The 23,572-nt window shown below is 43.3% G+C and carries 21 protein-coding genes; 10 read left to right on the top strand and 11 right to left on the bottom strand.

Going from position 1 to position 23,572, the window contains the following annotated elements; genetic code table 11:
- Window positions 1-25: 25 nt before the first annotated feature.
- From XZ46_RS10295 to XZ46_RS10265, 6 genes are all read left to right on the top strand, one after another.
- A complete protein-coding gene (locus tag XZ46_RS10295) occupies window positions 26-4,441 on the top strand; it encodes a pre-peptidase C-terminal domain-containing protein (RefSeq protein ID WP_008050301.1) in 4,416 nt (1,471 codons plus the stop codon).
- Window positions 4,442-4,602: 161 nt separating this feature from the next.
- Window positions 4,603-5,340 (top strand): hypothetical protein, encoded by a 738-nt coding sequence (locus XZ46_RS36495; protein WP_228116531.1) that lies wholly within the window; start codon window positions 4,603-4,605, stop codon window positions 5,338-5,340.
- A 508-nt stretch (window positions 5,341-5,848) separates the two neighbouring features.
- Window positions 5,849-7,036, top strand: a complete 1,188-nt coding sequence (fmdA, locus tag XZ46_RS10280) for a formamidase (RefSeq protein WP_006626101.1) — start codon at window positions 5,849-5,851, stop codon at window positions 7,034-7,036.
- Between the two features lie 63 nt (window positions 7,037-7,099).
- Window positions 7,100-7,372, top strand: coding sequence for an FmdB family zinc ribbon protein (locus tag XZ46_RS10275; protein ID WP_006626102.1), 273 nt, complete (start codon window positions 7,100-7,102; stop codon window positions 7,370-7,372).
- 76 nt (window positions 7,373-7,448) lie between these two features.
- Window positions 7,449-7,691, top strand: a complete 243-nt coding sequence (locus XZ46_RS10270) for a TIGR02450 family Trp-rich protein (protein WP_006616785.1) — start codon at window positions 7,449-7,451, stop codon at window positions 7,689-7,691.
- Window positions 7,692-7,694: 3 nt separating this feature from the next.
- Window positions 7,695-8,282: a hypothetical protein gene (locus XZ46_RS10265; RefSeq protein ID WP_006626105.1), complete on the top strand. Its 588-nt coding sequence runs from the start codon at window positions 7,695-7,697 to the stop codon at window positions 8,280-8,282.
- Window positions 8,283-8,318: 36 nt separating this feature from the next.
- On the opposite strand, the gene XZ46_RS10260 is transcribed toward XZ46_RS10265, so the two are convergent.
- Both XZ46_RS10260 and XZ46_RS10255 read right to left on the bottom strand, forming a co-directional pair.
- The gene (locus XZ46_RS10260) at window positions 8,319-9,524 is read right to left on the bottom strand and encodes a M20 family metallopeptidase (protein ID WP_006626106.1); all 1,206 of its coding nucleotides are present in this window, start codon (window positions 9,522-9,524) and stop codon (window positions 8,319-8,321) included.
- A gap of 28 nt (window positions 9,525-9,552) precedes the next feature.
- Complete coding sequence (locus tag XZ46_RS10255) at window positions 9,553-11,034, bottom strand: glycoside hydrolase family 13 protein (RefSeq protein WP_006626107.1); 1,482 nt, start codon at window positions 11,032-11,034, stop codon at window positions 9,553-9,555.
- Window positions 11,035-11,299: 265 nt separating this feature from the next.
- On the opposite strand from XZ46_RS10255, the gene XZ46_RS10250 reads away from it, so the two are divergent.
- From XZ46_RS10250 to XZ46_RS10240, 3 genes are all read left to right on the top strand, one after another.
- Window positions 11,300-11,755: a gas vesicle protein K gene (locus XZ46_RS10250; RefSeq protein WP_006616265.1), complete on the top strand. Its 456-nt coding sequence runs from the start codon at window positions 11,300-11,302 to the stop codon at window positions 11,753-11,755.
- A 102-nt stretch (window positions 11,756-11,857) separates the two neighbouring features.
- The gene (gene gvpF, locus XZ46_RS10245; RefSeq protein ID WP_006626108.1) at window positions 11,858-12,592 is read left to right on the top strand and encodes a gas vesicle protein GvpF; all 735 of its coding nucleotides are present in this window, start codon (window positions 11,858-11,860) and stop codon (window positions 12,590-12,592) included.
- A 15-nt stretch (window positions 12,593-12,607) separates the two neighbouring features.
- A complete protein-coding gene (locus XZ46_RS10240; RefSeq protein ID WP_006616263.1) occupies window positions 12,608-12,874 on the top strand; it encodes a gas vesicle protein GvpG in 267 nt (88 codons plus the stop codon).
- 149 nt (window positions 12,875-13,023) lie between these two features.
- Here the strand turns inward: XZ46_RS10240 and XZ46_RS10235 are convergent, their stop codons facing one another.
- The 5 genes from XZ46_RS10235 to XZ46_RS34130 form a co-directional block, all read right to left on the bottom strand.
- Window positions 13,024-13,731: a Uma2 family endonuclease gene (locus XZ46_RS10235; protein ID WP_008050297.1), complete on the bottom strand. Its 708-nt coding sequence runs from the start codon at window positions 13,729-13,731 to the stop codon at window positions 13,024-13,026.
- 408 nt (window positions 13,732-14,139) lie between these two features.
- Complete coding sequence (locus XZ46_RS10230) at window positions 14,140-15,120, bottom strand: hypothetical protein (protein ID WP_048895042.1); 981 nt, start codon at window positions 15,118-15,120, stop codon at window positions 14,140-14,142.
- Between the two features lie 9 nt (window positions 15,121-15,129).
- Complete coding sequence (locus tag XZ46_RS36490; RefSeq protein ID WP_008050294.1) at window positions 15,130-15,564, bottom strand: glycosyltransferase family 39 protein; 435 nt, start codon at window positions 15,562-15,564, stop codon at window positions 15,130-15,132.
- 72 nt (window positions 15,565-15,636) lie between these two features.
- The gene (locus XZ46_RS10220) at window positions 15,637-17,523 is read right to left on the bottom strand and encodes a DUF6798 domain-containing protein (RefSeq protein WP_008050293.1); all 1,887 of its coding nucleotides are present in this window, start codon (window positions 17,521-17,523) and stop codon (window positions 15,637-15,639) included.
- Window positions 17,524-18,093: 570 nt separating this feature from the next.
- Window positions 18,094-18,300 (bottom strand): hypothetical protein, encoded by a 207-nt coding sequence (locus tag XZ46_RS34130; RefSeq protein ID WP_006626117.1) that lies wholly within the window; start codon window positions 18,298-18,300, stop codon window positions 18,094-18,096.
- A gap of 209 nt (window positions 18,301-18,509) precedes the next feature.
- On the opposite strand from XZ46_RS34130, the gene XZ46_RS10215 reads away from it, so the two are divergent.
- Complete coding sequence (locus XZ46_RS10215) at window positions 18,510-19,178, top strand: rhomboid family intramembrane serine protease (RefSeq protein ID WP_006669253.1); 669 nt, start codon at window positions 18,510-18,512, stop codon at window positions 19,176-19,178.
- Here the strand turns inward: XZ46_RS10215 and XZ46_RS10210 are convergent.
- From XZ46_RS10210 to XZ46_RS10195, 4 genes are all read right to left on the bottom strand, one after another.
- Entirely contained in the window at window positions 19,175-20,272 is a 1,098-nt protein-coding gene (locus tag XZ46_RS10210) for an ABC transporter ATP-binding protein (RefSeq protein WP_008050292.1), read from the bottom strand. The genes XZ46_RS10215 and XZ46_RS10210 overlap by 4 nt on opposite strands.
- Before the next feature lie 10 nt (window positions 20,273-20,282).
- Complete coding sequence (locus XZ46_RS10205; protein WP_008050291.1) at window positions 20,283-21,365, bottom strand: polyamine ABC transporter substrate-binding protein; 1,083 nt, start codon at window positions 21,363-21,365, stop codon at window positions 20,283-20,285.
- 27 nt (window positions 21,366-21,392) lie between these two features.
- Window positions 21,393-21,614 (bottom strand): hypothetical protein, encoded by a 222-nt coding sequence (locus XZ46_RS10200; RefSeq protein ID WP_006626122.1) that lies wholly within the window; start codon window positions 21,612-21,614, stop codon window positions 21,393-21,395.
- 99 nt (window positions 21,615-21,713) lie between these two features.
- Window positions 21,714-23,540, bottom strand: coding sequence for a S8 family peptidase (locus XZ46_RS10195; RefSeq protein WP_008050288.1), 1,827 nt, complete (start codon window positions 23,538-23,540; stop codon window positions 21,714-21,716).
- Window positions 23,541-23,572: the final 32 nt, after the last annotated feature.

Genomic DNA, 23,572 nt, shown 5'->3' with positions numbered 1-23,572 from the left:
CATTTCGTTTCATGGAGAAATTAAAATGCCTGATGAAGCTGTCAACAATATCATCCCAGATGAATTTGAACCTAATGATAGTCTCGAAACCGCGACCGATTTAGGGTTGCTATCTGAATGGAATTACTGGTCTAGTCTCAGTATTCATGAGGGAGACTCGGACTGGTTTAAGTTTGCGATCGCCGATACTGGAAGACCTGATGATCATGTATCAATTATTCCTATGGGATTTTATGATTACCTAGATGCTCCCGTTGTCTACTTAGATCCAAACCTAAATCTTGCCCTGTATGATGCTGAGGGGGTCTTGATTGACATTTTAGTTAATAACTATGATGTGCGTACAATTAGTTTAGAGGGGCTAGACGCTGGAACTTACCATGTTAAGGTTTATGGAGATCCTGGTAGCACTAACCCTAATTATAGCCTTAGCATCACAGCTCCCTGGGATCGTACACCTGATGAATTTGAACCTAACGATAGTATTGAAACCGCCACCGATTTAGGCTTGCTATCTGAATGGAATAACTGGTCTGGTCTCAGTATTCATGCTGGAGACTCAGATTGGTTTAAGTTTGCGATCGCTCAAACCGGAAGAGCTTATAATGTCCTATCAATTCATTCTGGGTACGATGAAAACCTAAATATTGCCCTCTATGATGCTGAGGGAGTCTTGATTGAGACTTCCAGTAGTGATGATTGGGAGGATATTAGTTTAGAGGGACTAGAAGCGGGAACTTATCATATTCAGGTTTATGGATATGATGCAGACACTAGCTCTAGCTACAGCCTCTGGATCGATGCTCCTTGGGACATAACTATCACCTCAGATGAATTTGAAGCCAATGATACCATTGAAAATGATACCATTGAAATCGCCACCGATTTAAACTTGCTATCTGAAGGTAATTTGGGGGATGATCTAGCTCTCTTCGAGATTATCCCAGATGAATTTGAACCTAACGATAGTCTGGCAACAGCTACAGATTTAGGCTTGCTATCTGAATGGAATTGTTGGGATAACCTCAGTATTCATTCTGGAGACTCGGACTGGTTTAAGTTTGCGATCGCCGATACCGGAAGATATGAGAATTGGGTATCAATTCATTGTTGGTACTATTACGATGACCCCATAAATTTCTCTCTGTATGATGCTGAGGGAGTCTTGATTAACACTTCCAACAGTGATGAAGAGCTGTCGTTTATTAGTTTAGAGGGACTAGAAGCAGGAACTTACCATGTTCAAGTTTATGGGGATGAAGGCATCACTAGTCCTAACTATAGCCTTTATATCGACGTTCCCTGGGATAGAACTATTACCCCAGATGAATTTGAACCTAACGATAGTCTGGAAACCGCCACCGATTTAGGGTTGCTATCTGAATCAAATCGTTGGTATGGTCTCAGTATTGATGCCGAAGACTCGGATTGGTTTAAGTTTGCGATCGCCAATACCGGAAGAGGGTATAATTCCGTATCAATTCGTTCCGATTACGATGACCCCCTAAATTTCTCTCTGTATGATGCTGAGGGAGTCTTGATTGAGACTTCCAGTAGTGATGATTGGGAGTATATTAGTTTAGAGGGACTAGAAGCCGGTACTTACCATATTAAGGTTTATGGAGATGAAGGTATTACTAACCCTGACTATAGCCTTTATATCGACGTTCCCTGGGATAGAACTATTACCCCAGATGAATTTGAACCTAACGATAGTCTGGAAACAGCTACAGATTTAGGCTTACTATCTGAAGATAATACCTGGTCTGGTCTCAGTATTCATGCTGAAGACTCCGACTGGTTTAAGTTTGCGATGGCTCAAACCGGAAGAGGGTATAATTCCGTATCAATTCGTTCCTCCTACTCTAATGAAACCCTAAAATTCTCCCTATATGATGCTGAGGGAGTCTTGATGAAAACTGGCATTAGTTATTATTTGTCGGGAATTAGTTTAGAGGGACGAGAAGCCGGAACTTACTATATCCAGGTATATGGCGATGAGGGTGTTCTTAATCCTGAATACAGTCTCTCTATTAACGTTCCCTGGGATATCACTAGGACCGAAGATGAACCAGATCAATTTGAACCTAACGATAGTCTGGAAACCGCCACCGATTTAGGCTTATATCCAAAAGATGAGTTGTACTGTTATGACACTCTACCATACCCGTCTAGTTCATGGAGTGGTATGAGTATTCACTCTGGGGACTCAGACTGGTTCAAGTTTGATATTACTGAGACTGGCGGAACCTATGATTATGTTTTAATCTCCGCCTCATACCGTGGTTACAACCTGAATTTTGCCCTGTATGATGCTGAGGGAGTCCTGATTGAAGATTCAACCAGTGGTACTTCGATCAGCCTAGAAGGACTGGAAGCTGGCACTTACCATATCCAGGTCTATGGCGATGACGGAGCAATTAACCCTGAATATAGCATCAATATTCAGGCTCCCCTAGAGGCATTCCCAGACAGGTTTGAACCTAACGATAGTATGGAAACTGCCACAGATTTGGGATTTTTGTCAAAGGATTGGTGGACTTCTGTATTCTCACATGGATTTGATCCTCCCTCTTATTTCTGGAATGCCTTGAGTATTCACTCTGGAGACTCGGATTGGTTTAAGTTTGAGATAGATAGGTTTGGAGGAGTAGGTGATTATGTCTCAGTTAGGCACTATGACTACTCTAGTAACTATCTGAATTTTGCCCTGTATGATGCTGAAGGAGTCTTGATTGACACTTCCATTAGTGGTGATGGGGAGCGGATTAGTTTAGAGGCACTTGAAGCTGGAACTTACTATGTTCAGGTGTATGGCGATGAGGGAGCAACAAATCATGACTATACTCTGATCATTGAGCCTCCCATGGCAGTAATTCCAGATGATTTTGAACCCAATGATAGTCTTGAAATGGCTACAGATTTGGGTTTGCTCTCAGACAATGAATGGAATTCTTCGGGTGATCTTAGTATTCATTCTGGTGATTCTGACTGGTTCAAGTTTGAGATCAATCAGCCGGGAGGAGTAAGTTATGATATCTTAATTTGGCGTTTGTATCCTTATATGAATCAAGAGGTAGGATTAGACCTGTATGATGCCGAAGGGGTTTTGATTGAATCTGGTAATCAAGATCGGATTAGCCTAAATGAACTCGAACCAGGAACCTATCATATTCACGTATATGGTGTTGATGAAGTTGATGCTTATAACTATAGTATGGCAATCCAGGCATTTGATCTGATACCCGAACCCGAACCAGAACCCGAACCAGAACCTATTGTTGAGGAACCGGAAACGGAACCAGAACCTATTGTTGAGGAGCCGGAAACGGAAACGGAACCAGAACCTATTGTTGAGGAGCCGGAAACGGAAACCGAACCAGAACCTATTGTTGAGGAACCGGAAACGGAAACCGAACCAGAACCTATTGTTGAGGAACCGGAAACGGAAACCGAACCAGAACCTATTGTTGAGGAGCCGGAAACGGAAACCGAACCAGAACCTATTGTTGAGGAACCGGAAACCGAACCTATTGTTGAGGAACCGGAAACGGAAACCGAACCAGAACCTATTGTTGAGGAGCCGGAAACCGAACTAGTTGTTGAGGAACCCGAAGTCTTTGAACAACCGATTTTTGTGCCGATTCAATTTCCGAGTTTTCCTTCTGTGAGTTCTCCTGAGGCTTCCGAGGATACGGAAACTGTGAGTGAACCGGAACCCCCAGTCATGGAACCGATTAATTTACTGGTTGATGTGGGTGAGGTGATACCTGCAATACCGGAAGCGCCGCCACTTTCTGCTAATAACTCGATTACTCAACCTTTCCCTAATCAGTGGTTTGGTAGTGATGGGGATGATGTGATTATGGGTAGTGATTCTGATGAAACTTTACTAGGTTTTGAAGGGGATGACTACCTCGATGGACAGCAAGGAAATAATACCCTATTTGGGGGTCAGGGAAATGATACTTTAGTTGGGGGTTCCGGTCGTGACGCTTTGTTGGGAAATAAGGATGATGATATCCTGTTTGGTGGGAACTCTGGTGATACTCTCTATGGCGGTCAAGGTCATGATACTCTAGTGGCGGGTGAGGGTAATTCTCTGTTGTTTGGTGATAAGGGGAATGATATCTTGTATGGGGGTTCCGAGGGAATTGATACGTTGAATGGGGGAGAGGGAAATGATACTTTTGTGATGCTTCCCGGTGAGGGTTATACTGTGGTGGCTGATTGGGAGATGAATCAAGATGTGATGGTTTTGTTGGGTAATGCTACTAACTATCGCATAGGGGACTTACCCCTGGGATTTACTAATGCTACTGCTATTTACCAAATTGGCGAGACTGATAAAATTGTCGGTATTATTGAGGGTGTGACGAGTTTGAACTTGGAAGATAGTAGTATCTTTCGGTTTGTGGAGGGGGTCGGGAGTCTGGCTTGAAGTGGCTAAAACTGATTAATAAGTAGACTGGCTGGCTGATTAATTAATGGTGTCGGGGTGGTTCGCTAACTGCTCCGACTTTGACATGGAAAGGTCCCAGAAAAGTGATATATATGTCGGCACGGATTCCCATTCTCTAAGTATAGGTCAAGTTCGGAGATTTGTCAAGGAAAAATGGGGGGATTTTGGGGATTTGTTTGGTTCCCCTAACTGACTGGTGGAGGGTCTACCGTCAAAGGCGATCGCATTTTATCACTGTGTCAATAATTGAGAGCCGCACCCTGGGACAGCATATATTTTCCCATGACTTGACCATAGCCAAAATGATTAAATTTTCATTAAAAAGTAACCCCCTTTACTTGCCAATAAGAGGGAGAGGATATAATCGAGTTAATCCACCTCATATACTTAGTCGAGCCTATATGAAACTAAGATTCAAACCATCACGTAATGTGGCAAGTTACAGCACTTTAGCCATCAGTATTGCTATGGCAATTACCCTAGGGCTACCTGGTGCGGCTTCAGATAACCGCTTCGTTCAACAAGTGCGTCAACAATTGATGCAAGCGGGAGTGGCTTTGGGAATTTCGGGGAGTTATCAGCTTAGTCATGAACCATATTTGGGTGATATTGGTCATAACCAAAAGGATTATTTCTACCTAAACTTAAATTCGGGTTCATCTTACATTCTGGTCGGCGTTTGTGATGAAGATTGTCGAGATATAGACTTATCGCTTTATGATGAAAATAACAATCTGATTGACTCTGATACCGCCCTTGATGACTACCCCATGGTAGAAGTTGACCCCAAATGGAGTGGTCGATTTAAGGTTGAGGTAACAATGGCTAACTGTAATGCTTCAACCTGCTATTACGGGGTGGGGGTTTTTGCTCGATAATCATCTTGAATGTAAATTATGACTTGGGAAATATATGGGGGGAATTGATGAATTCCCCTTTTTTTGCTGAGGACAGTTGTGGGAATGTCGCTAACTGCAATTCCCGATTTTATGGGTAATGACTCGCCGGGGTTTAACTTAAACAGTAGGCAGCCAAAAGCCATATATATTCCGCCACATATTCCCATGCTATAAATATAGGTCAAGTTGGGGAATTTGTAAATAAAAAATCGGTAAACTTTTGAGTTTTTTATACCCCAATATTGTCATGATTTAGGAAACTCTAACTTTGGGCAGGTTTGAGATAGCTGGTTCTGAGATTTTAGAGAATGATTATCATTATTAAAAATATCCAGATAAATTGATATTTTGTATCTAAAATTACATTTTGTTATCTAGGAAATAGGTGAAGATGTCTTAACATCGAGAGACTAAGATTCAAAAAGAATTGAATCATTAAGTTTTGTTGATTAAAAAACCATCATGATGAAGGGTAATCAGGAAAAAAATGCCGCAAACACTATTTAAAGTTGATCTAACTAAACCAATGTCGGAACAAGAAATGCCGGGACATAATCGCTGGCATCCAGACATTCCGGCGGTGGTTTCTGTTAATCCGGGAGACATTTTTCGGATTGAATGCAAGGACTGGACAGACGGACAAATCAAAAATAATGATAGTCCCGACGACGTTCGAGATGTAGATCTAAGTGTGGTTCACGTTCTCAGTGGGCCGATTTATGTAAACGGTGCCCAACCAGGAGATATTTTAGTTGTAGATATTCTGGATATTGGTGCATTACAGGGAGATGAATGGGGCTTTACGGGAATTTTTGCGCGGGAAAATGGGGGTGGTTTTCTAACTGATCATTTTCCGAATGCAGCTAAAGCTATTTGGGATTTACAGGGAATTTATACGAGTTCTCGCCATATTCCGGGAGTACGTTTTGCGGGTATTACTCACCCTGGATTAATTGGCTGTGCGCCTTCCTATGAACTGTTGATGCAGTGGAATAAACGGGAAAGGGAATTAGTAGAAACAGGGGGTCCGGTTTGGAAACCAGAAATTCCACCTCTGGCGGCTTTACCCAACCCAGAAAATGCGGTTTTGGGAACATTAACTGGGTCGGAATTTGAGCGGGTGGCGGCGGAAGCAGCGCGGACGGTTCCACCTCGGGAACATGGCGGAAACTGCGATATTAAGAATTTGTCGCGGGGGTCGCGGATTTATTTTCCGGTGTATGTAGAGGGGGCGAAATTGTCTATGGGAGATATTCATTTTTCCCAGGGAGATGGGGAAATTTCGTTTTGTGGCGCTATTGAAATGTCGGGATATATCGACCTCCATGTTGATCTGATTAAAGGAGGGGTGGAAAAGTATGCAATGGTGAATCCGATTTTTAAACCTGGTCCGGTGGAACCTCGCTATTCGGAGTATTTGGTATTTGAGGGAATTTCGGTTGATGAGTTTACTGGGAAACAGTATTATTTGGATGCTCATGTTTCCTATCGTCGGGCTTGTTTGAATGCGATCGCATATTTGCAAAAGTTTGGATTTACGGGAGAACAGGCTTATTTGCTATTGAGTTCAGCCCCGGTAGAAGGTCGAATTAGTGGTATTGTGGATATTCCGAATGCTTGTTGTACCGTGGCAATACCAACGGAGATTTTTGATCGCAATATTTTGCCAACTTAGTAGTGTAATTATCGCCCCTAGTCATTGGGAACTGGGGGCAGTTAGATAAGGAGAATAAAGAAAATGCCACTGTATGAATTTCGTTGTGCTAATTGCGGAGAGTTTGAAACATGGCAGACTTTGGCGGAGGTGGGAACTCCGGTTGCCTGTCCTCAATGCCAAAATCAGAGTGAAAAAATCTTTTCGCCGCCCAATATTAATTTGAATTCGAGGGGGTTAAGTTTGCGACGGGGAGAAAGTAAAGAACCCAAATTGGTGAAAAGCGATCGCCAACCATCATCTCCCCGATATAAACAAAGTAGGTGCGATCGCCCTTGGATGATAGGTCACGGTTGAATCATGTTCTGTGTGGGTGGGCTGTTGTCTGGTGAAAATTTATGGCAGAATCAGGAATTAAGAATATGGACTGGTAATGCCAAAAAAGACAAAATTTCCCTATCTGGTGGGTTCTAAATGGACGGCTACCCAAAAAACTTGGGGATGGCGACATTTTCAGGTGGTTAACCGTAAAAATCAGGGTCAGTTGGTTTTTGCGGAGTTGGTGGCTTCCTGTGACCCGACAGTTAGATTTTGGTTGAATGCTAAACAGCTTAAAGATCGTAATCTGTGGGAACCTGGGTGGCAGTCTACCCAAGAACTTGATGATGGAGACTGATATATGGATTATAGCTATATTCAACAGGCGATCGCTCAATTAGAAGCTGCCGCCACTGAACTAAAGAATATGGTTGATCATGTTCCTCCCGAACAGGCTAAAATTCTACAGGTTAGGGAAGTTGAGGAGAAGATTAGGAATACTCTAGCCCATATAGAGGCGGCGATTAACCCCCCTAGTTTGGAACATTTGCCGCCAGATGTGTTAGAAAGGGCGCAGGCCTTAAAAATTCCCCTGGGAGATGTTGAGGTACAAATGGCGATGGTATCTCATGATTTGTCTCAGGTGATGGCTATTCTGACCGAAATGGAAAACCGCGCCCAAACTATTCGCAGGCGACGAGAATATTTTTTGGTTAGACTTCCTGATATGCCTATTGAAGTTTTGGGGTCGCGGCTTCCGGTGTATACAGCCGCAGATTTTCAAGCGCCCCCTGAACCTGTATCTAAGGAGGTTCGAGATCAACTCAAGGCTAAGTATGGCATCGATCGCTTAATTATGGAGAAATCTGTGCGATCGCGCGCGACCCTCTTTGATCAAATTAAACAGGCGAAACAGACCCTAGAACATCCATCACCCCAAGATGAATAATCAAAATAGACCATAGGTAAATTGGTGGCTATGGTGTTATTGACAACGCTTTTGCCAAAACTGATAAGCTGAATAAGCTAGGGTAACTACTCCGGTTTTAATTGCTGATTCATCTACCTGAAACTTAGGGTGATGTAGGGGATAATTGGGTTGGTCTGGTTGTCCTATTCCTAGGCGAAACATTGCGCCCGGTGCATAATTTAAATACACCGAAAAATCTTCCGCACCCAGAGAAGGTTCCGGGAGAATTTCTACACTTTCATTTCCCCAGGCTTCCCTAACTGAGGCTTCGATTAATTGAGTTAAGGCTGGATCATTCTGCACACTGGGAACACCCCGGCGATAGTTCATTTGATACTTAGCCCCATAGGTTTGACAAACATTAGCTACTATATTCTCTATCCATGCGGGTAAAGTTTCATAGGTTGATTGATGAAGCGATCGCACTGTTCCCAATAATTTTACCTGATCCGCAATCACATTAGAAGCACGTCCGCCAGTAATTTGACCAATAGTTAATACCACTGGTCTAAGGGGGTTATGAGTGCGACTAATTGCCTGTTGTAGAGTCGTAATTACTTGGGCGGCGATCCAAATTGCATCAATGGCTTCATGGGGACGCGCACCATGTCCAGACTCTCCCAAAATAGTCAATTCCAAATCATCCGCCGCCGCTGTTAATGCCCCTACTCTAATGCCAATACACCCCGCCGTAATAGTCGGAAAAACGTGCAATCCAAAGATAGATATAACGTCATTCATTACCCCATCTTCTACCATCCAAGTGGAACCCCTAGCGATTTCTTCAGCCGGTTGAAATAAGAATCGCACAGCCCCCGGTAGCGAGTCCTGTAGGCGTGATAAAACCATCGCTGTACCTAATCCTACCGTAGTATGTACATCATGCCCACAAGCGTGCATTACGCCGGGATGACGAGAGGCATATTCTAGGTTAGTTAATTCTTGAATAGGGAGGGCATCCATATCAGTACGAATTGCTAACCATTGATGATGGTTACCAGTTCCTTTTAATTCCCCTACTACTCCGGTTTTTCCTACCGCTTCTTGAATGTGCAACCCACAGGAAGATAATACCCCCGCTATATATGCAGAGGTTTGATATTCTTGACCGCTAAGTTCTGGGTGTGCATGAATGTGACGACGAATTTCTACTAAACGGGGATATAGGGAATTGGTGAGGTCTTTGATTTCAGTGAGGATGGAGTTTTGATGTTTACTCATGGCAATAATAGGCTGATCAGGCAGAGTTTTAACGGTTGGCTAGAATACAACCACTGCGAGGGGGTAATATCAGTTCCAGATGATTCTCTCCCTCTAAATTAAGCCAGCGGGCGGTACAATTTCCATAGACAACTCTTTCAGGTTTAGTGGTGAGTTGGGGAACTGGTATATTAATTGTAGCAGATTCTAAGCTACTATTAACTGTGATGATTAATTCTTCCTGACCTTCCGGGGAATTGGTGGTTAAAATTCTGGCAAAGCTATAAACTAGATCTTGGGCGAAGAGAACTTGATAAGTCCCGATTCTGAGAGCCGGGTATTTATGGCGGAGGGTGATGAGATTTTTGTGGTATTCTAGTAAGTCTAAATCCCATTGTTCTTGGGGCGGGAAACCACGACGACAATCGGGGTCAAATTCTCCTGGTAAACCGACTTCATCACCATAATATATACTGGGAGCGCCCGGGAAGGTTAATAATAGTAAGGTAGCGAGTTTAACGCTGGCTTGATCTTCCTGAACTATGGTAATTAAACGGGCGACATCGTGGCTATTAAGTAGGTTAAGTTGGGTGAGTTGAATCTCCCAAGGATAGAGAGCAAGAAGTTCCTGGATTTTACTGCTATATTCGGCGGCGGAAAGGGGAGGATAGGGATAATAAGAAGGCGCTTCTACTAATTCTCTACGGACTCTGGATTGGGCTGTAAAGGCGATGGTAGGTCCGGTAAATAGATAGTTCATTACGCCATCAAATTGGCTGCCATCGAGCCACTGACGGGCATCTGTCCACACTTCTCCGACGATATAGGCTTCCGGGTTACCGGCTTTGACACGACTGCGAAATTCTTGCCAAAATCCGGGTGTTTCTATTTCAAAAGGAACGTCTAAACGCCAGCCGTCTATACCAAAGTTAATCCAATATTCGGCGATCGCCATAATATATTCACGCACATCGGGATGCTCATGATTAAATTCCGGTAAAGCCCGGTTATTCATCCAACCGACATAATTGGCGGGTTGACTACCATCATAGGCAGACAGAGGCCAGTTTTCCACCTTAAACCAGTCTAACCAAGGAGAGTGAGGGCCATTTTCTAGGATATCATTAAAGAAGAAAAAGCCTCGACTAGCATGGTTAAAAACCCCATCTAGGACGATTTTAATATGGCGACTATGGGCAGCATCTATCAATTCTCGCAGGGCTGGATTACCGCCTAAAATCGGGTCAACTTGATAATAGTCATGGGTATGGTAGCGATGGTTACTGGCTGATTGAAATATGGGGGTAAAATAAATCGCATTAATCCCCAAATCTTGCAGATAGTCGAGGTGTTCAATTACCCCCCACAAGTTACCGCCTTTATACCCCTGCAAAGTGGGTGGTTTGTGCCAATCTTCCCACTTAGGATGACTAATAACTGAGGGTCGAGGTAATTGGTTTTGGGCAAAACGGTCAGGAAAAATTTGATAAAATACCGAATGTTTTACCCAGTCTGGAGTGTAAATTGTCATGGTTACGATTTGGAAAACACCAATATATATTTAGGGCGTATAAATTGCTAAGTCACTTATACAGCCACTTATGAAAATATTTCAACCTAAATATGACGCACGATCACCATAATACCATAGTAGTTAGTGGTCAAATTATGATCTGGTGGCACTGAGACTGTGAACATCAGATCAATTTGGGCATAATTGGCCTAGCTATGTATTGCGGATAGTATCTCCTATCTGCTAGGATTGACAGCAAGCCGAACCTTAATGAGAATCACAAGTGTCAAGTCCAGAAGAAACAGCCTTGGTTCCCAAATCATCTGGTAAGGATGCAGGTTTAGCCCCCCTACTCCTTACCGTGGTTGAATTAATCCGCCAGCTGATGGAAGCGCAAGTTATCCGGCGCATGGAAGCTGATACCCTAACAGATGAAGAACTTGACCGCGCGGCCGAAAGTCTGCGTAAATTGGAGGCGCAGGTGTTGGACCTCTGCGAAATTTTTGATATCGACCCAGCAGACTTGAATATCGAACTGTCGGAGTTGGGTTCCCTTCTCCCTAAGTCCGGTGGCTATTACCCAGGGGTGTCCTTGGGAAATCCCTCGATCTTGGAACTTCTCGATCGCCTTCTGAATACGGGTATAGTAGTAGAGGGAAGTGTTGATCTGGGTTTAGCCCAAATTAACCTGATTCATGCCAAGCTGAGATTGGTGCTAACATCAAAGCCTCTATTATAGCCTAGGGATTACCCAAATTTATCCCATGGGCAAGTTTTGGGTTGTGGGGGGCTAGTGATAGGTGCTAGACTGCTGATAATTACTTTTTGATGAGTGACTAATATGAGTTACAGTCTGTATTTATACGGAATTTTACCGAAAACTAAGCTGAAGTCTTGGCATTTGCAAGGCTTAGATAATCAGCCAGTTTATACTCATGAAATTGATGGGTTTATTTTTCTGTATTCCGAGGCGCAACAGGAACGGTATTTGGCCAGCCGCAGGAATTTGCTAGGTCATGAAAAGGTGTTAGAAGCCATGATGCAGGAGGGATATAGGACGATACTACCTTTGCAATTTGGCTTGATTGTTTCTGATTGGGATGCGGTAGCTAAACAGTTAGTTAATCCTTATCATGAAAGACTGAAAGAACTGTTCGTTAAGTTGGAGGGTAATCGCGAGGTGGGGGTGAAGGTTTTTTGGAATGAAACCGCTGAACTTAATGCTTTAATGGAGGAAAATCAAGACCTGAGAGAAAGACGCGATCGCCTGGAAGGTCAACCCCTCAGTATGGATGAAGTGATTGCTATTGGTCGGGAGATAGAGTCAAACATTTTAGACCGCGAAAATGAGATTATCACCGCTTTTCAAGATGGCTTAATTCCCCTGGCTTTAGATTATGTAGAAAATGAATCGATGACGGATTTAATGATTTATAACGCCGCCTATTTAATTCCTTGGAATAGTGAAGAAAAGTTTAGTCAGAAGGTGGAGGAAATCGACAATTACTTTCCCAAACGGCTGAGGATTCGCTATAATAATTTTACAGCCCCCTATAATTTCACACAACTTGATTAATGAGAGGATAAATCTATGGTTTTACGATTATTACTCGCCCCTCTGACCGCTCCCCTGGATGGTATTGTATGGATAGGTGAACAAATCTTAGAACGCGCTGATGCTGAACTAGACGATAAAGAAAATTTAAATAAGCGTCTTTTGGCTCTTCAATTAGCCTATGATATGGGCGATATTTCAGAGGAAGATTTCGAGGAAGAAGAGGAACAGTTATTACGAGAAATTATCGCCCTAGAAGAGTCTCAGCAACAGTCGGAGTTGGCATCAGATGATGATGAATAATTATCGGTTTTGGGGACAACGTACCCGCGCCCATCTATCGGCTTTTCTTTAGATTAGAAATGTGCAGTGCGTCAGTGATGGTGCGTCAGTCGAGAAGATGATTATTGACCTGATGTATTCGCTCTGACGCACCCTACCAGGCTTATAGTTTATACCTGTGAATCAGGGTCAATGCCTAAGCGTTTTAGCTGTTCGGCGAGACGTTGCGATCGCAATTTTTCCTCGGCTAATTCTTCTTCCGCCCGCCGCGCCCGTTCTTCTGACTCTTGGGCTTTTCGCTGTGCCGCTTCCGCTTGTTGGTGTAACTCTACAGAAGTCAAAAAACGACGACCATCGGGATAATATAACTCTAAACCCGTGGGCGGAAATTCAAAGCGAATCTGGAGGCGAGGACTCACCCAACCAGACATTTCCTCAATCATTTTTAACTCACTCTCACCACGCCGCCATCCCGCCAAATCCAAACGCTCCGGGTCATATATATAATATTCTTCCACCCCATAACGCTCATAAAACTTAAATTTCCGGTTCATCTCCGCCAAACGATTCCCCGGTGAGAGAATTTCAAACACCACCTGGGGCGCTATATTATCTTCCTCCCACTGCCGATAGGAACCTCGATGACCTTTCGGCCTGCCTATGGCTACCATGGCATCGGGGGCTTGACGGGTTTTATTATCTCCTTCCACCGGATACCAGAGTAAATCTCCCGCCACGAACACATCAGGCCGATTGGCGAACAAAATTTCTAAGTTTTCTTTAATTACCACAATCCACTGGAATTGCTGGGTATTTTCTGCCATCGGCTGTCCGTCACTGTCTGGATAAATTACGGTTGGGGAAACTTGTTGAATCATAGTTATTTTCTCCGACTAGATGAGTCGGGCTAATCTCTGAAGCTGTTTTCTAGTATAGCAGTTTTCTTTTGAGGGGGTTTCGTGTTACTTTCTCAAGATACGAGGTAAGCTGGAATATTAAGAAAACCGAACCTACAAGGCTACAAGGGTAAGGTGATGATGCGAAAAGACGGGTAGAGCCCCTTGAGTTAATTTGGGCAACCCACCCGCGCCGATCTATCGGCTTTTCTGTGAATTAGAAATTAGATTTATAGATGAGTATAGCGCCCTGGTCGCCCAGTTGTAACTGGGAGTCCTCAGACCAGGTTATATAGCGGATTGGGTTTCCGCTAGGCATTTCCAGAGCTTGGAAACCGGGTGTTTGTGTAGGGTCTGGGAAAATGCGGTTATCCAACAAAACCAAGGTCTCTACATGGGGGGGAGAACGATCGCCTCTGGTCCCAAATCGCGAGATAAACCCTGTTGTTGGTAGTCAGATAAATATAGGTCTACCAGGCGATAATAGTAATGGCGAGTCAAAACCACGGTGGTTTCGGGGGAAAAGCGATCGCGCACAAACTCGATCCTCTCGCCTATATCGCGGTTAAACACCCGTACATCCTGGGCGGTAGGCATTCCCGCTGAACCGAAGAGGAAAAATAAACCATTTACACAGACGATCGCCGCTGTTACTATCCCCCAACCTGAGAAGACGACAGATTTCTGAAAAGGCTTGGGTATAGTGGCGGATATAGTTATAAACAAATCGGGTTTTTGTTTTTCCCAACGGTCTCCTAACCATACAATTGTTAGACCTGCCATCATCATAATTCCTGGCATAATTGTAAAAGTTTGAGACTTGCGGCGCAGATGTACAAATAGAAAATAAAGCATTCCGGGAACACAAGATAAAGACAGGGTTTGAATGCGTCGATCGCGCCGAATTAGGTGTGCAATAGCTTGGCGATCGCATACCAAAATCCACAACATCGGAATAATGGCTACACCTATTAGGCGGAAATATTCTTTCATAAAAACCATTAAATTGTCAAAGATTTTCACCAAAGAATCAGCGTCTCTGCGTTCTGTATGTAGGGGGAGCCATTCCTGTACTAATTGCCAATAATTATCCCAGCCGCCGCTACTTGCAATTAAGGGAATAAACCCAACAGCCACGGCTGCCAATCCCAAACTTACAGCTATAAATACATCGGTTAATTTGAACCTATATCCCGAATTGGGAGACCCAAAACGCCATCCTAAAAATAGGGAAGTCAGGGCTAGGGGCAACATAAAAAATGGGGTACTAGGGCGAATACCTCCGGCTAATCCCATCAATATAGTTAGGGTAAATAGGGCGGGTCTATTTGCGAAACTGGTTAAATAAGCGGCGGCAATAATTAGCACCACCCAGCTAAATTATAGGGTATGGGAAAAGGCAGTTACACTGTGATACCAAAACAGGGGACTGGTGAGAGTTAGGAGGGCTACAGATAAACCTACTTGATGATTATACCAGCTTTTTGCTAATAGATAAAGGGCGGCTACTGTCACCCCAGAGGCGACGATATTAACGGCTACCAGACTCAAGGTAGGGTCATCTAAAAATAGGTGAAAAAATCGCGCCATCCAGATAAAAATGATAAACATTCCTGGCATTTGCGGCTGTGTTTTGCTAACATCAAACTCTAACACTGCCATGGCAAAATGCCCCTCGTCTCCCTGGGGGAATTGGGTATGAAATGGGAGTCTAGTTAGAATGGTTAGAAAAAATAGGACGGTGGCAATTATCCACTTTGGGGAGATGCGATCGCCTTTTTTTAACGGGGGGATGACACCAGAAGTCTTACTCATAAATATTTGGGCAAAATAGTTATCAAATGTATGATATCTTAAAACCGGAGTTTATGTATTATCAATATTACGCTACCTAGGTATTTGCCAAATTACCCAGTTTTCGGCTTGGTCTATCATTTTTCCTTCTAGCTGAGGATGCCAGTCTCGGCGGGTCAGAATATAATCAGCGTCAAAACTTCGGGCTACTGCTATCAATTCTGATGCTGATTTTTGGCGATATTGTTCATCTAAAACGCTGGGTGATTGATGGACGATTCCTGTGATGCTTTGCATCCGTTTTTCCCATTCTATTATACCCCTATCTGTAAACGGAAAACTTTTAAAAGACCAGAGGACCGAACGTTGAGAGTAGAAACGGAATTTTTCATCGGAAGGGGGAACTAAAACTAGGGCATTTGGGGAACTTTGCTGTTGAAAACGCTGGGCTAAAATTTCGACTGGTTGGTGGGGTGTGGCGGTGATTTTTAGCCGATGTGGTATCGACCATATTCCGGTAATTATTAATAGTGATAATATCGAAATTTTTAGGGGTTTTGGTAGTCTACTTTTACAGGCAATAATTGGGTAAGCTAGGGTGAATCCTAAAAATAGGTGATAGTGATAATTTAACACTAAAGTTAATATGAGAAAAAGCACTGAAATATAGTTAATCCATGGAGATTTAATAGCTGGGTGATTTTGTCTAATTAAAAAACCTAAATACATCAGGGCTATGATCACCCCAAAATAGGAACATAGCATAATTGATATTCCTAAAATTAATCCTGTTAATACAGCAATTATCCAGGTTTTTTTGAGTTGTGAACTATAATTTAATGATATTCCTAGGGTGATGGCTACAATTAATAAGACAATCCCACTATTTTTAATTACAGATATGCTAATTAATAAACAGCCTAGGGGGATATTTCCGGTTCGATATGCTTGTTTCACCCAAAGAGCGATCGCTATTAATCCTAGTAGTTGTATAAAAGGACTGGTGCGCGCTAATTGTAGTTTAGCGAAGGTCGCCACGGGAATCACTTCTACAAAAATATAACCCATAGATAATAATGCTAAACCGAAAATTAAGAGGATTTGTAAATTGGTTTTTTGCTCGGCTTTTAATATGGATGAAGTCCGCATCATAATTAACCCAGAAATCACGAAACCGATAAAATTTAACCAACCCCTTAAACCAAACTGGGAATAAATTAGATGATGGGGATGGCGAATATAAGCGTATAAATGAATGAATTTTTCCGGGGTAATTATCTGGCTGTCAGTTTCTGATAATAACTTCATAGGAACATATACACAGGCGGCAAAAATTAGCCAAATTATTAATCCGATGATTATCGATTTACTGGATTTATTATCATTAATTTTTTTTATAGCCATAATCGGAATAAATAATATTCCAGGAATAAAACCTATTAAAAATTGCAGTAAAATGGCTAAACCAAATAGGCTATATCCGATAATCCAACGACTGCGAAAACTATAGTAAATCCCCCAAATGGCTAAACCCATAGCTAAGACGGCGGGGATGGGTTCTTGGCGAAATAAATTGGTAAAACCAATAGTTCCATTGGCGGCGGTTAAGCCTAAAAATACCAGAATACTTGGGGATATAGAGTCGGATAGGAAAATTTTGCCGATCGCATATAAAGCCAGCATAAAACTGGTAAATGCTATGATATAATAAACCCAGATAATTCCGGCAATACTCAATCCTAACTTAGCCGGGAAAGCTATTAAATGGTAATAAAAAAAACGGGGGTTAAATTCCACCATTTCCTGTACATAAAAATCGCGAGGGTAAAGATGAGTATCTACCAGAAAAGCTATGGCTGGTAGTTGATTACGGAGATTAGCTGATCCTAGTTCATAGCCATAAAAAACTAGAGTTGCGCCTATTAATAAAAAAGCGATCGCCCCTAGTTGCCATCCCCGAAGTCTAGGGCTGAGGTTCATAGTACACCTGAGAAATCTTATATAAATTTTGGGGCAACTGTGAAATTACCGAGTTTTGACACTCCCCGCTCTGAAGAGACGGGGATTCTTGGCTCACCGAGACCACTTAAACTAGATTCCTTGCGTCGTCTAGCCCAGAGGTGGGACTCTCCCCAAGCGTTACTTTCGGTATGCCCTACCGTAGTTGCATTTCTGCCAATCCTGTTTAGATTGAAGCAAATATACCTCAAAAACTGATTTCTCTAGTTCCTGTGAATCTTTTACCTGCTCGAAGGAGGAAGCTAGAACAATGCAGCAGAACCGCATAGATTCAATTGTCAAGGTTCAGTGTACGCCTTGAGGCAACAAGGTTTTTTAAGTGGTTGGTTACCTTGAGCCACGCTCAATCTGTGTAGCATTTATCTAGTAAGCGTGTCAAGTCAAACAGCGATGTTGTTCGAGAGTTGATCAGGTCTTGGGCTGACGGGCACTAAAGTACCCGTGTCGCCTTTCATCCTTGCTCTCTTGAGACAAGGTTTTCATGCTCCAGTGCTGTTCGTATAATAGTATCATGACTTACTCAAATCCTCTTTACCCTCTAACTTGAGAAAAGCCGCCGATCGCTTTGACCGACAGCCATAGTATATTCCATTCTACAAATTGTAGAATCCCAAGTCTATTGACTACACTAGGATAGTTTTTGCTCCCCAAATTGTCAAAAAAAAATGCGATCGGTTGCATTTTTGCCAAAACTTGCATCTTTCCCACTGAAATTGTGCCGATCGCATCAGATACCAACTTAGCTGTAACTCCTACCAGATAAGGGTTAGGGGAGGCTAAGTGGTGATATGTCCATTATGGGTTAATTATACCCCTGGGGATAGAGTCCGGGTCATATATCAAAAATGGTATAATCGCAGATGTAATGTATATCAATTAAGAGGTACTCTCCCCTGATTCCCATTCATGATGATAACCCAACTCAGATTAACCCTTGGGTAACCAAGGTGTTAATTATTATCAATCTGATAGTTTTTGCACTACAATTTCTGGTGATTTTTTCCGAGCCTGAACAAGTAGAAAAAATTATCTATACTGGTGCATTTATACCCTGTCAACTCGCCCAAAGTTGTCCATCTGATATACCAGCAGCGACATTTACTTTTCCAGCTTGGTTGACTCTAATTACCTCGCAATTTATGCACGGTGGTATTGGTCATATTGTGGGAAATATGTTGTTTCTGAGTATTTTTGGCAATAATATTGAAGATTGTTTAGGTCATTTCAAGTTTTTGATTTTCTATATACTATGCGGAATAGCAGCGGCGTTGATTCAAGGGTTTTCCTCCCCTGATTCTATCATACCATTGTTGGGAGCAAGTGGAGCGATCGCCGGAGTTTTAGGAGCCTATTTAATTCGCTTTCCCCGGGCAAAATTATTAGTAATATTCCCATTTTTCCCGTTTATTCCCATGAGGCTTCCGGCTTATTTCTTCCTAATTTTATGGTTTGCATTCCAATTTATTGCCGGGACTTCTACTGCTAATATAGATACAGCTACGGGAGAAGAAGTCGGGGGGGTAGCTTATTGGGCTCATGCGGGAGGGTTTATTTTTGGTATAATTCTTGCGCCGATACTGGGGTTATTTTCCTCAAGAGGAGGTGCAAATAACTAAGATTCCAGAACCCCAATACTTTCAGGAGATACAAACACTTCAACCTGTTGACCTGGCTGGTATCTTTGGAGGTCATCTCGATGCCAATTTTGGACTCTGACCATAACATAACAGTTGGGGGATAGTTTAACTTTGTAGCGGGTATCAGTACCAATATAAACCCTTTCTTCCAAGAGTCCAGACCAACTGGGAATATGAACAGACTTGGCTGGATATAGAGTAATTTTTTCGGGTCTAATTACTAATGTTACAATTTGTCCAACAGAAAGACTATGTTCGGCGGCAATTTGAATAGGTAGAGATTCATCAACTAACACGGTTTGCTGTTCATTATTAATTTGTATAACCCGTCCGGTGAGGAAGTTACTCTCCCCAATAAAATCAGCGACAAATCTAGTTTTTGGATACTCGTAAATTTCGATAGGAGTTCCGACCTGTTGAACCTCTCCCTGGTTCATAATAGCAATGCGATCGGACATAGTTAGGGCTTCTTCTTGGTCGTGGGTAACATAAATAAAAGTAATTCCGATACGTTGCTGCATTTGTTTAAGTTCCAGTTGCATTTGTTTCCGCAATTTCATGTCTAAAGCGCCTAAAGGTTCGTCAAATAATAAAACCTCTGGCTGTTTAACTAGAGACCTAGCTAAGGCGACGCGCTGCTGCTGTCCCCCGGATAGCTGACGAGGATAGCGATCGCGCATTTCGGTTAATTTGACTAACTCCAACACCTGAGAGAGGCGATCGCTAATTTCCGCAGAGGGTAAATTTTCCATCTCCAGTCCAAAGGCGATATTTTGGGCGACAGTCAAATGAGGAAACAAAGCATAATGTTGGAATACAGTATTAACCGGACGGTGAAAGGGAGGTCGCTTACCCATAGCTTGACCGTGAATATAAACTTCTCCGGTGGTAGGTAATTCAAACCCAGCAATCATTCTTAATGTGGTAGTTTTCCCACAGCCAGAAGGTCCGAGGAGGGAGAAAAACTCCCCATCTCGAATCTGTAAATTTAAGTCATTGACTGCTAAAAAATCTCGATGCTTACTCCCCCGAAAGGTCTTAGAAACATTGACGAGTTCAACCGCATGATTCATAGTAGCTAAATTAAGACCCTACACCCAACTTAACCTCTGTCCAGGCTTGATCATAAAAGATGGTAGCTTCTCCGACATCTTCCAAATATCTGAGTTTCGCAAAAACTTCGGGGGGGGGATAAATACCAGGATTTGCCAAATTTTCTGGTTTAATCAACTTTTCAGCGATCGCCGTTTTATTAGGGGAACCATAGTTAATAAAATTGGAGATTTTGGCACTAATTTCTGGTTCCATGATAAAATTAATGAATTTCAAAGCCAGATCCGGGTTAGGTGCGCCTGTAGGAATGACCATATTATCCATACCAATAATTGTGCCTTCTTGAGGAATTGCATAACGCAACCTAGGATTTTCTTGCATTACTTGAAAGATATCGCCGCTGTATTCCATAGTCATATCAACTTCACCTTGATTAAGGAGATTTTGACCAGTATCAGGAACAAAGGCGGTGATATGAGAACTATTTTGAATTAAGAAATCCCTAGCGGCAAAAATTTCATTTTGGTTAGTAGTATTAGGATCATAACCCAAATAAATTAATACCGCCCCCATGGTGTGTCGCATATCATCTAATAGGGAAACCCTGGAGGCAAAATTAGGGTCAAATAATTGAGACCAACTGTTAATATTTTCCCCGACTCTATCAATGTTATAACCTATTCCCAAAGTCACCCACTGATAGGGAATACTATATTGATTTCCGGGGTCATAGGGAGGGTTAGCAAACTGCGGGTCGAGATGGATAATATTAGGAATCCTCGCCAAATCGAGAGGTTGTAACATTCCCTGATTAACCATAATTTTTACCATATAATCGGGGGAAAATACCACATCATAACCCGGATTGCCGGCTTGTAGTTTGGCATACATACTTTCCCCACTCTCGTAGGTATCATAGTTAATTTTAACGTTATATTCTCGTTCAAATTGAGCGATCGCCTGTGGGTCAATATAACTTGACCAGTTATAGATATTGAGAACATTCTGTGAACCTGTCCCAGTCAGAGACCCATCAGGACTGGTAGCCGCACAACCCCAAGGCAAAATCACGCCCAATACAAACAGTAATATTAACGTTAACAGTCGCTTCATTGTCTAGTCATCTCTCCTAAATTAACCCTAAGATAGCGTCTGAAAAGACTCCACCTGTAAAACCGGACCAATCATCGCCAGAGTCATCACATCTTCGCGAATAATCCCCTGAACGATCGCCTTTTTCCCCGACTGCTGTAACTCCGGGGGTGCATCCTTCAACTCATAGGTTTGTTCAGCACTAACCAGCGCCCAAGTCCCCGTCCCAAAACCTTTTTTTTCCACAACACCTTCAACAGTGATAGTCATATTGAGTCACCCTCCAATGATGTCAAAAACTTGATAGATTCCGAATAATTCCCCTCCACCGACATAGCAGAGGGGAAATAGAAGTCAAGGTGCTAATAGTTAAGCGATCGTCGTTTCCGACTTCAAGGCTAAACTCGCCAAACCGATACATAATAGGGCGTTAATCACCAAGAAACCACGGGCGATCGCACCACTTCCCAGACCCCAAACGGCTGGGGAAATAAAGGCACTGATCACCAAAAAACTAGCCACGCCAATAGTAGTACCGATCGCCAGCCACTTCCATTCTGGATGACCGAGGAATAGTACCACCAAAACCGCCGGAATCAATACACTAGCAAACACAGGATTCAAGATACTGCTACCCTGAATTGCGCCGCCAAGTTCAGGTAAAGAACTACCCATAACCCGCATCGGCCATTGAGGCAAATCAAAGATATACAGACCCCGCAATAAAAATAGACCACTGCTTCCGGCTATCAAACCGCCAGCCATAGACCAACCCCAGCGGAAGGGGAAATAATTGCGGAGGAACCAAGCCAATAAATAGGACCCCAAAACCATGGCAATTTTGGGCAATAAAGCCACCGCACCGCCATCAATCCAGAAACGCGGACTCAGATAACCACTTTCCCGCAGCCAGCGGAAAAAGTCACGGAAGGAAATTTGTCCCCGCAGCGCCACTTGTACAGCACTAGCAGCGTCCAAATGACCAGCGCCAAAATGATTAAAGGGGTCTTCCGCCACTTGACGGGAGGACTCTTTGAGAATGGCTACAATTTCATCAGGGCTATCAACCCCGGTGGCGCGAATTAAAGCCGCCACTCCAGCCACATGGGGGGAAGCCATACTGGTCCCCTGAAAAGCGGCAAAGGTTGAGCCGCCTGTGTCGGGGTTAATGGTTTCCTGGAGAATGCCTCCATCTTCATTGCCGCCTTGGGTCAAGCCGCCGGGGGCAGAAATATCCACACCTGCGCCAAAATTAGAGTAGGGGGTTTTGTTTCCGGTAGAGTCGAGGGCAGAAACTGCGACCACTCTGGGATAACGGGCGGGATAAGCTGCGGCATTTTCTCCAGAGTTACCAGCGGCTGCAATAATTACTACACCCTTGTTATAGGCGTAGTCGATCGCATCTTTCATCAATTGAGTTTCGCCGCCACCACCGAGACTCATGTTAATGACATCAGCGCCATTGTCAGCCGCAAATCTAATCGCCTCTGCAATGTCGGAAATTGTGCCACCACCACCGGCTGAGAGGACTTTTAAGGGCATGATTTTGGCGCGGTGGGCAATACCTGCCACCCCATAGCCATTGTTGGTGGATTGGGCAATAGTTCCGGCTACATGGGTTCCATGTCCGTTATCATCGGAGGCTTCCCGGCGGTTATTCACAAAGTCATAACCGGGGACAAATTCGGTATCTTTTAAATCGGGAACCCGACTGACTCCGGTATCAATGACCGCGACGGTCACCCCTTCTCCTTGGGTTTCTTTCCAGGCTTCCTCTACATTGATGCTGCGTAAATTCCACTGTTTACCGTAGAGGGGGTCGTTGGGAAAGTTGTTGGAGTCACCCCAAATAATCGCCCCCACATTCATGGGTTGAGTGTCAATGCTGTAAATAAAGTTAGGTTCGATCGCTTCTGTGTCTTGGCGGAAAGACCTTCTTAGGGATCTGAGTAGATCGCGATCGCCACGAACCACATAAATGTTATCGTCCTTTGAGAATTTACTGTTTAACTGAGGAACTACTTGATACTGATCGGCGATCGTTCTAATGCGATCGGCTATTTCCGTTTGAGTCAAATCTTCCCGAAAATCTAGTACAATCGAATCGAATGTGCCTTGGGTAGCCAAGCCAGTGAAGTTAGACACCGCCCAGCCCAACCCAAGCAGGAATAGGCAAAGTAGTAGAAATCTTTTCATGGGTTTTTGCCATAGTTAACGGCTAATTCGTC

Source organism: Limnospira indica PCC 8005 (assembly GCF_000973065.1).
GTDB lineage: Bacteria > Cyanobacteriota > Cyanobacteriia > Cyanobacteriales > Microcoleaceae > Limnospira > Limnospira fusiformis.
Note: the sequence above shows the minus strand (reverse complement) of the source record. Positions and strands in the feature narration are given on the sequence as shown.

What these genes read in the sequence shown, in the direction of transcription:
- XZ46_RS10220 (WP_008050293.1), bottom strand. Translation starts at nt 17,523, where the DNA reads ATGAACCTCAGCCCTAGACTTCGGGGATGGCAACTAGGGGCGATCGCT.
- XZ46_RS10235 (WP_008050297.1), bottom strand. Translation starts at nt 13,731, where the DNA reads ATGATTCAACAAGTTTCCCCAACCGTAATTTATCCAGACAGTGACGGA.
- gvpF (WP_006626108.1), top strand. Translation starts at nt 11,858, where the DNA reads ATGAGTTACAGTCTGTATTTATACGGAATTTTACCGAAAACTAAGCTG.
- XZ46_RS36490 (WP_008050294.1), bottom strand. Translation starts at nt 15,564, where the DNA reads ATGAGTAAGACTTCTGGTGTCATCCCCCCGTTAAAAAAAGGCGATCGC.
- fmdA (WP_006626101.1), top strand. Translation starts at nt 5,849, where the DNA reads ATGCCGCAAACACTATTTAAAGTTGATCTAACTAAACCAATGTCGGAA.
- XZ46_RS10275 (WP_006626102.1), top strand. Translation starts at nt 7,100, where the DNA reads ATGCCACTGTATGAATTTCGTTGTGCTAATTGCGGAGAGTTTGAAACA.
- XZ46_RS10200 (WP_006626122.1), bottom strand. Translation starts at nt 21,614, where the DNA reads ATGACTATCACTGTTGAAGGTGTTGTGGAAAAAAAAGGTTTTGGGACG.
- XZ46_RS10260 (WP_006626106.1), bottom strand. Translation starts at nt 9,524, where the DNA reads ATGAGTAAACATCAAAACTCCATCCTCACTGAAATCAAAGACCTCACC.
- XZ46_RS10270 (WP_006616785.1), top strand. Translation starts at nt 7,449, where the DNA reads ATGCCAAAAAAGACAAAATTTCCCTATCTGGTGGGTTCTAAATGGACG.
- XZ46_RS10255 (WP_006626107.1), bottom strand. Translation starts at nt 11,034, where the DNA reads ATGACAATTTACACTCCAGACTGGGTAAAACATTCGGTATTTTATCAA.
- XZ46_RS10240 (WP_006616263.1), top strand. Translation starts at nt 12,608, where the DNA reads ATGGTTTTACGATTATTACTCGCCCCTCTGACCGCTCCCCTGGATGGT.
- XZ46_RS10265 (WP_006626105.1), top strand. Translation starts at nt 7,695, where the DNA reads ATGGATTATAGCTATATTCAACAGGCGATCGCTCAATTAGAAGCTGCC.
- XZ46_RS10195 (WP_008050288.1), bottom strand. Translation starts at nt 23,540, where the DNA reads ATGAAAAGATTTCTACTACTTTGCCTATTCCTGCTTGGGTTGGGCTGG.
- XZ46_RS10210 (WP_008050292.1), bottom strand. Translation starts at nt 20,272, where the DNA reads ATGAATCATGCGGTTGAACTCGTCAATGTTTCTAAGACCTTTCGGGGG.
- XZ46_RS10295 (WP_008050301.1), top strand. Translation starts at nt 26, where the DNA reads ATGCCTGATGAAGCTGTCAACAATATCATCCCAGATGAATTTGAACCT.
- XZ46_RS10205 (WP_008050291.1), bottom strand. Translation starts at nt 21,365, where the DNA reads ATGAAGCGACTGTTAACGTTAATATTACTGTTTGTATTGGGCGTGATT.